Below are 7,686 nucleotides of genomic sequence, written 5' to 3' on the forward strand. Positions count from 1 at the left end.
CACCATGTATCAGGCTATCGTCTTCCTTCCGCTGCTTGGCTTCCTGATTGTCGGCCTGTTCGGCAATTCGCTTGGCGCCAAGGCTTCCGAGTACATCACCTCCGGCTTCCTGGTGATCGCGGCTGTGCTGTCGTGGATCGCCTTCTTCAGCGTCGGCTTCGGCCATGGCGAGGTGTTCACCGTGCCGGTGCTGCGCTGGATCCAGTCGGGCGGCATCGACGCGTCGTGGGCGCTCAGGATCGATACGCTGACGGTGGTGATGCTGGTCGTCGTCAACACGGTGTCGGCGCTGGTTCACATCTATTCGATCGGCTACATGCACCACGATCCGAACCGTCCGCGCTTCTTTGCCTATCTGTCGCTGTTCACCTTCGCGATGCTGATGCTGGTGACGGCCGATAACCTCATCCAGATGTTCTTCGGCTGGGAGGGCGTCGGTCTCGCCTCCTATCTCTTGATCGGCTTCTGGTACAAGAAGCCGTCGGCCAATGCGGCGGCGATCAAGGCTTTCGTCGTCAACCGCGTCGGCGACTTCGGCTTCGCGCTCGGTATCTTCGGCGTCTTCGTGCTTTTCGGCTCGGTCAATCTCGGCACCATCTTCGCCAACGCGGCCTCCTTCCTGCCGGCCGAAGGCGCGCCGGCGGGCGCTGCCGTGCTCACTTTCCTCGGCCATGCGCTCGACAAGCAGACGGCGTTGACGGTGGTCTGCCTGCTGCTCTTCATGGGCGCCATGGGCAAGTCGGCGCAGGTGCCGCTGCACACCTGGCTGCCGGACGCCATGGAAGGCCCGACGCCGGTCTCCGCACTCATCCACGCGGCGACCATGGTGACCGCCGGCGTGTTCATGCTGGCAAGGCTCTCGCCGCTGTTCGAGCTGTCGCATACGGCGCTGACCGTCGTCACCTTCATCGGCGCCTTCACCGCCTTCTTCGCGGCGACGGTCGGCCTGGTCCAGAACGACATCAAGCGCGTCATAGCCTATTCGACCTGCTCGCAGCTCGGCTATATGTTTGTGGCGCTCGGCGTCGGCGCTTATGGCGCGGCGATCTTCCACCTGTTCACGCATGCGTTCTTCAAGGCGCTGCTGTTCCTCGGCTCCGGCTCGGTCATCCACGCTGTCTCCGATGAGCAGGACATGCGCAAGATGGGCGGCCTTCGCAATCTGATCCCGAAGACTTACTGGATGATGGTCATCGGCACGCTGGCGCTGACCGGCGTCGGCATTCCGGCGACGGTGATCGGCACCGCCGGGTTCTTCTCCAAGGACGCCATCATCTCGACGTCGTTTGCCAGCCACAATGCGGTCGCCGGCTTTGCCTTTATCCTGCTGGTGGTCGCCGCCTGCTTCACCAGCTTCTACTCCTGGCGCTTGATCTTCATGACCTTCCACGGCGAGCCGCGCGCCAGCCACGAGGTCATGCACCATGTCCATGAATCGCCGCCTGTGATGCTGGTGCCGCTCTATGTGCTGGCCGCCGGCGCGCTGTTCGCGGGTATCATCTTCCACGGCGCCTTCATCGGCGAAGGCTATGGCGAGTTCTGGAAGGCGTCGTTGTTCACGCTGCCGGACAACCACATCCTGCACGAGATCCACGAATTGCCGTTGTGGGTGGAATTGGCGCCGTTCGTCGCCATGGTGATCGGCCTGCTGGTCGCCTGGCAGTTCTATATCCGCAAGCCGGAGGCGCCGAGGGAACTGGCGGCTAACCATCGCGGCCTTTACGCCTTCCTGCTCAACAAGTGGTATTTCGACGAGCTATACGACTTCCTGTTCGTGCAGCCGGCCAAGCGTCTCGGCCGCTTCCTGTGGAAGACCGGTGACGGCACGATCATCGACGGTCTCGGCCCGGACGGCATCTCGGCGCGCGTCGTCGACGTCACCAACCGGGTCGTCAAGCTGCAGACCGGCTACCTCTATCACTACGCCTTCGCCATGCTGATCGGCGTGGCCGCTCTCGTCACCTGGATGATGCTCTGATGACCGACTGGCCAATCCTCTCGCTGGTCACCTTCCTGCCGCTGGTTGGTGTTCTGCTCATCCTGTTCATCGACGATGACAATGAGAACGCGCGCCGCAACATCCGCGCCATCGCCTTCATCACGACGGCGTTCACCTTCGTCATCTCGCTGTTCATCTGGACGGGCTTCGACAATTCGCAGGCCGGCTTCCAGTTCGTCGAGAAGCACGCCTGGCTGGATTCGGGCATCTCCTACCACATGGGCGTCGACGGCATTTCGATGCTGTTCGTCATCCTGACCACCTTCCTGATGCCGTTCTGCATCCTGGCCTCCTGGGAAGCGATCGAGAAGCGGGTCAAGGCCTATATGATCGCCTTCCTGATCCTCGAGACGCTGATGATCGGCGTATTCTGCGCGCTCGACATCGTCTTGTTCTACGTCTTCTTCGAGGCCGGCCTGATCCCGATGTTCATCATCATCGGCGTCTGGGGCGGCAAGCGCCGTGTCTATGCCTCGTTCAAGTTCTTCCTCTATACGCTCGCCGGCTCGGTGCTGATGCTGCTCGCCATCATGGCGATGTTCTTCCAGTCGGGCACCACCGATATCTCGACGCTTTTGACGCATAATTTCCCGGCCAGCATGCAGACCTGGCTGTGGCTTGCCTTCTTCGCCTCCTTCGCGGTGAAGATGCCGATGTGGCCGGTGCACACCTGGCTGCCCGACGCCCACGTCGAGGCGCCGACCGCCGGTTCGGTCATCCTGGCCGGCATCCTCCTGAAGATGGGAGGGTACGGCTTCCTGCGCTTCTCGCTGCCGATGTTCCCGGAGGCATCGGCGATGTTCGCGCCGCTGGTGTTCACGCTCTCGGTCGTTGCCATCATCTACACCTCGCTGGTGGCGCTGATGCAGGAGGACATGAAGAAGCTGATCGCCTATTCGTCGGTAGCCCACATGGGCTTCGTCACCATGGGCATCTTCGCGATGAACCAGGAAGGCGTGCAGGGCGCGATCTTCCAGATGCTCAGCCACGGCCTCGTCTCGGGCGCGCTGTTCCTGTGCGTCGGCGTCATCTACGACCGCATGCATACGCGCGAGATCGACGCCTATGGCGGCCTCGTCAACAACATGCCGAAATACGCGACCGTGTTCATGATCTTCACCATGGCCAATGTCGGCCTGCCGGGCACCAGCGGCTTCATCGGCGAATTCCTGACCATGCTCGGCGTGTTCAAGGTCAACACCTGGGTGGCGTTCTTCGCCGCCACCGGCGTTATCCTGTCGGCGGCCTATGCGCTGTGGCTCTATCGCCGGGTGATCTTCGGCGCGCTGACCAAGGACAGCCTGAAGAACCTGCTCGATCTGTCGCCGCGCGAGAAGGCGATCGTCTATCCGCTGGTGGTGCTGGTGATCTTCTTCGGCGTCTACCCGGCGCCGGTGTTCGACGCGACGGCCGCTTCGGTCAAGACGCTCGTCACCAACGTCACCGCATCCATCAATTCCGCGCAGACCGCGGCGGCGAACTGACTGGGGAATAGACCATGACGCCGGACCTTCTCTCCAGCCTTTCGCTCTCGACGCCGGAACTGATCCTGGCCGTCGGCGCGCTGGTGCTCCTGATGATCGGAGCCTATTCGCGCTCCAACAACACCATGACCGTGACCGGGCTGGCAGTGCTCGTGCTGGTGGTGGCCGGCCTGTGGCTCGCTTTCTCCGGCGGACGGGGAGCCGCCTATGGCGGCGCCTTCGTGCAGGATTCCTTCAGCGCCTTCATGAAGATGCTGGCGCTGATCGGCTCGGCGGTGACGCTGGTCATGTCGATGCGCTTCGCGCGCCAGGAGCATTTCGACAAGTTCGAATTCCCGGTTCTTATCCTGCTCTGCACGCTCGGCATGATGCTGATGATCTCGGCCAACGGCATGATTGGGCTCTATCTCGGGCTCGAGCTGCAGTCGCTGGCGATCTATGTGCTCGCGGCGATCAACCGCGACAATCTGCGTTCGACCGAGGCGGGCCTGAAGTATTTCGTGCTCGGTGCGCTGTCGTCGGGCATGCTGCTCTACGGCATCAGCCTCGTCTACGGCTACACCGGCAACACCGGCTTCCAGGAGATCGCGACGGCGCTCTCCAGCGGCGAGCGCCAGCTTGGCCTCGTCTTCGGCCTGGTGTTCGTGCTCGCCGGCCTTGCCTTCAAGATCTCGGCCGTGCCGTTCCATATGTGGACGCCTGACGTCTACGAAGGCGCGCCGACGCCGATCACCGCCTTCCTGGCCGCCGCGCCGAAAATGGCGGCGATGGCGCTGATCGTGCGCGTCACCATGGGCGCCTTCAAGCCGATCGCTTCGGACTGGCAGCAGATCGTCGTCTTCATCTCGATCGCCTCGATGGCGCTCGGCGCCTTCGCGGCCATCGGCCAGACCAACATCAAGCGCCTGATGGCCTATTCCTCGATCGGCCATATGGGCTATGCGCTGGTCGGCCTTGCCGCCAATAGCCAGGCCGGCGTGCGCGGCGTCGCCATCTACATGCTGATCTATTTGGTGATGACGCTCGGCACCTTCGCCTTCATCCTCGCCATGCGGCGCAAGGAGGGCAATGTCGAGCAGATCAGCGATCTCGCCGGCCTGTCCTCGACCAACCCGATCATGGCCACCATCCTCACCATCCTGATGTTCTCGCTGGCCGGCATTCCGCCGCTCGCGGGTTTCTGGGGGAAGTGGTACGTGTTCCTGGCCGCCATCAACGCGCATCTCTATGCGCTGGCGATCATCGGCGTGCTGGCCTCGGTGGTGGGCGCCTACTACTATCTGCGCATCATCAAGATCATGTGGTTCGACGAGCCGGTCGGCGGTTTCGTGCCGATGGCCAGCGAGCTGCGCCTTGTGCTCGGCGTCAGCGGCGCCTTCGTGCTGTTCTATGTGCTGATCGGCGGGCCGATCGGCAATTATGCCGAAGCCGCCGCCAAGACCTTCTTCTGACGGGATGGCATTTCGACTGGCTCCAACCGCCGCGTCGGAGGGGTTCCGGCTCGAAGCGCATGACAGCGTCGGCTCGACCAACGCGCTGGCGCTGGAACACGCGCGCGCCGGCGATCCCGGCAAGCTCTGGGTCGTTTCGAAGAAGCAGGAAAGCGGCCGCGGCCGCCGTGGCCGTGTCTGGGCCACGCCCGAAGGCAATCTCGCGGCGACGCTGCTTCTGGTTCCGGGCGGCGAGCTGCGGCTTGCCGCGACGCTCGGCTTCGTCGCGGGGCTGGCGCTGGCCGATGCGCTCGACGCCGTCGTGCCGAAGGGCCGGATCGCCGTCGCCTTGGATGGCGCGAGCCAGGGCCGCAATCGCTTCGAGCTGAAATGGCCGAACGACGTGCTGGCCTCGGGCGCCAAGCTCGCCGGCATATTGCTGGAATCGACGATGCTGGAAGGCGGCCGCTTCGCGGTTGCGGTCGGCATCGGCGTCAATGTCGTGGCCTACCCGGAAGATTTGCCTTATCCGGCGACGTCGCTGCAGGCATTGGGCGCCACTTGCGATGCCGAAACGCTGTTCCTGGCGCTTTCGGATGCCTGGAGCGAGAATGCCCGGATGTGGGATGACGGGCGCGGGCTCGATGCCATCAGAAAGCGCTGGCTTGGCCGCGCAGCGGGCCTCGGCGGCGAGGTTGCTGTCAGAATTGACGGCAATGTGGTGCGCGGCGTCTTCGAGACCATTGACGAGGACTGCCGTTTTGTGATCCGCGACGATGAGGGATCGCTTTTGACGATCGCGGCCGGCGACGTGCATTTCGGCGCTGTCGCCTCGGCCCGGGTATAATTTTGTTTTTGCGCAATTCCGGACGGAAAACCGTGACACGCTTTTCCCGGAATTGTGCCAACGGCTTGGCCAAGGCGGCCAGGAAGGAAAGAATTCATGGCGAATAAGGAAAACGCCGAGCTCGTTTTCGCGCCGCTGGGCGGCGTTGGCGAGATCGGCATGAACTTCGCCCTTTACGGCTATGGGCCTTCCGACGCGCGCGAATGGATCATTGTCGATGTCGGCGTCACCTTTCCGGACTCGGCACATCCCGGCGTCGATCTCATCCTGCCCGATACGCGCTTTATCGAGGAGAATCTCGATGGTTTGCGCGGCATCGTCATCACGCATGCGCATGAGGACCACTACGGCGCGCTGCTCGATATCTGGCCGAAGCTTAAAGTCCCGGTCTGGATGACGCCGTTCACTGCCGGCCTGCTCGAGGCCAAGCGGCAGGGCGAGCAGAACGCCCCGAAGATTCCGGCGTCGATCTACCGGGCCGGCGAGAAATTCACCGTCGGACCGTTCGAGATCGAGGCTATTCCAGTGGCGCATTCGATCCCCGAACCGATGTCGCTGGCGATCACCACGCCCGCCGGCACCGTCATCCACACCGGCGACTGGAAGATAGACCCGGCGCCGACGATCGGCCCGAAGACCGACGAGGCGCGTTTCCGCGCCTATGGCGACAGGGGCGTGCTGGCGCTGATCTGCGATTCCACCAACGCGTTGAGGGAAGGGGAGTCGCCCTCGGAAGTCGCGGTCGGCGAAGGCCTCAGGGGCGTCATCGAGAAAGCCAAGGGGCGCGTTGCCGTCACCACTTTCTCCTCCAATGTCGGGCGCATCGTCTCGATCGCCAGGGCGGCACGCGATGCCGGCCGGCAGTGCCTGGTGCTCGGCCGCTCGCTGAAGCGCGTCATCGATGTGGCGGGCGAGCTCGGCTACATGGATGGCCTGTCGGAGTTCATCGCCGAGGAAGACTACGGCTATATCCCGCGCGAGAACCTGGTGATCATCTGCACGGGCAGCCAGGGCGAGCCGCTGGCCGCGCTTGCCAAGCTTTCACGCGACGAGATGAAGTCGGTGGCGCTAACGGCCGGCGATACCGTCGTGTTTTCCTCGCGCACCATTCCCGGCAACGAGAAGGCGATCCTCGAGATCAAGAACCGGCTGATCGATCTTGGCATGAAGATCATCGAGGACGGCGATGCCCTGGTGCATGTCTCCGGCCATCCGCGCCGCAGCGAGTTGCGCAAGATGTATGAATGGGTCCGGCCGCAGATCGGCGTTCCCGTGCATGGCGAGGCGGCGCATCTGGTGGCGCAGGGCTCGCTGATGTCGATGTCGGGCATCGGCCAGGTGGCGCAGGTGCGCGACGGCGACATGCTCAGGCTCTGGCCCGGCCCGGCGACGATCATCGACCAGGTGCCGTTCGGGCGGCTCTACAAGGATGGCTCGCTGATCGGCACCGATCAGGCGATGGGCATACGCGACCGCCGCAAGCTTTCCTTCGCCGGCCATGTCGCGGTCAATGTCGTGCTCGACGACAAATATGAGCTTGCCGGCGACCCCGACCTGGTGGCGATCGGGGTCGCCGAGGCCGATGCCAGCGGCGAGACGCTGGAGGACCTGATGCTCGATGCGGCAATCGGCGCGGTGGACTCCATTCCGCGCCAGCGCCGAAAAGACCTCGACCTGGTGCAGGAAGCGGTGCGCCGTGCCGTGCGCGGCGCCGCCAACGAAGCCTGGGGCAAGAAGCCGCTGGTGACTGTGTTTGTGACGAGATGAAGAGTAGGGCAGTAGGGAATAGGCAGTAGGCAGTAGGCAATAGGAAAGCGATTGCTTTTAGCTCGCCAAATTTGCTTCTTCTCTACTGCCTACTGCCTACTGCCTACTGCCTACTGCCTACTGCCTACTGCCTACTGCCTACTGCCTACTGCCTACTGC

Annotated in this window: 5 protein-coding genes; all 5 read left to right on the plus strand. The window is 63.3% G+C overall.

Features of this window, described 5'->3' with window-relative positions; all coding sequences use genetic code 11:
- Window positions 1-4: 4 nt before the first annotated feature.
- The 5 genes from nuoL (at window position 5) to FJ414_RS10790 (ending at window position 7,527) form a co-directional block, all read left to right on the plus strand.
- Window positions 5-1,978 carry an NADH-quinone oxidoreductase subunit L gene (gene nuoL, locus FJ414_RS10770; RefSeq protein ID WP_140644329.1) on the plus strand — a complete coding sequence of 658 codons (1,974 nt, stop codon included), beginning with the start codon at window positions 5-7 and terminating at the stop codon, window positions 1,976-1,978.
- Complete coding sequence (locus FJ414_RS10775; RefSeq protein ID WP_140644331.1) at window positions 1,978-3,483, plus strand: NADH-quinone oxidoreductase subunit M; 1,506 nt, start codon at window positions 1,978-1,980, stop codon at window positions 3,481-3,483. Before nuoL ends, FJ414_RS10775 begins: the two co-directional genes overlap by 1 nt.
- 14 nt (window positions 3,484-3,497) lie before the next feature.
- Window positions 3,498-4,934 (plus strand): NADH-quinone oxidoreductase subunit NuoN, encoded by a 1,437-nt coding sequence (gene nuoN, locus FJ414_RS10780; protein WP_140644333.1) that lies wholly within the window; start codon window positions 3,498-3,500, stop codon window positions 4,932-4,934.
- 4 nt (window positions 4,935-4,938) lie between these two features.
- Window positions 4,939-5,760: a biotin--[acetyl-CoA-carboxylase] ligase gene (locus FJ414_RS10785; protein WP_140644335.1), complete on the plus strand. Its 822-nt coding sequence runs from the start codon at window positions 4,939-4,941 to the stop codon at window positions 5,758-5,760.
- A gap of 96 nt (window positions 5,761-5,856) precedes the next feature.
- Window positions 5,857-7,527, plus strand: coding sequence for a ribonuclease J (locus tag FJ414_RS10790; RefSeq protein WP_140644337.1), 1,671 nt, complete (start codon window positions 5,857-5,859; stop codon window positions 7,525-7,527).
- Window positions 7,528-7,686: the final 159 nt, after the last annotated feature.

This window comes from Mesorhizobium sp. B3-1-6 (genome assembly GCF_006439555.1).
In the GTDB taxonomy this organism is placed as follows: domain Bacteria; phylum Pseudomonadota; class Alphaproteobacteria; order Rhizobiales; family Rhizobiaceae; genus Mesorhizobium.

Coding starts and splice junctions, on each gene's coding strand:
- nuoL (WP_140644329.1), top strand. CDS start 5: ATGTATCAGGCTATCGTCTTCCTTCCGCTGCTTGGCTTCCTGATTGTC.
- FJ414_RS10775 (WP_140644331.1), top strand. CDS start 1,978: ATGACCGACTGGCCAATCCTCTCGCTGGTCACCTTCCTGCCGCTGGTT.
- nuoN (WP_140644333.1), top strand. CDS start 3,498: ATGACGCCGGACCTTCTCTCCAGCCTTTCGCTCTCGACGCCGGAACTG.
- FJ414_RS10785 (WP_140644335.1), top strand. CDS start 4,939: ATGGCATTTCGACTGGCTCCAACCGCCGCGTCGGAGGGGTTCCGGCTC.
- FJ414_RS10790 (WP_140644337.1), top strand. CDS start 5,857: ATGGCGAATAAGGAAAACGCCGAGCTCGTTTTCGCGCCGCTGGGCGGC.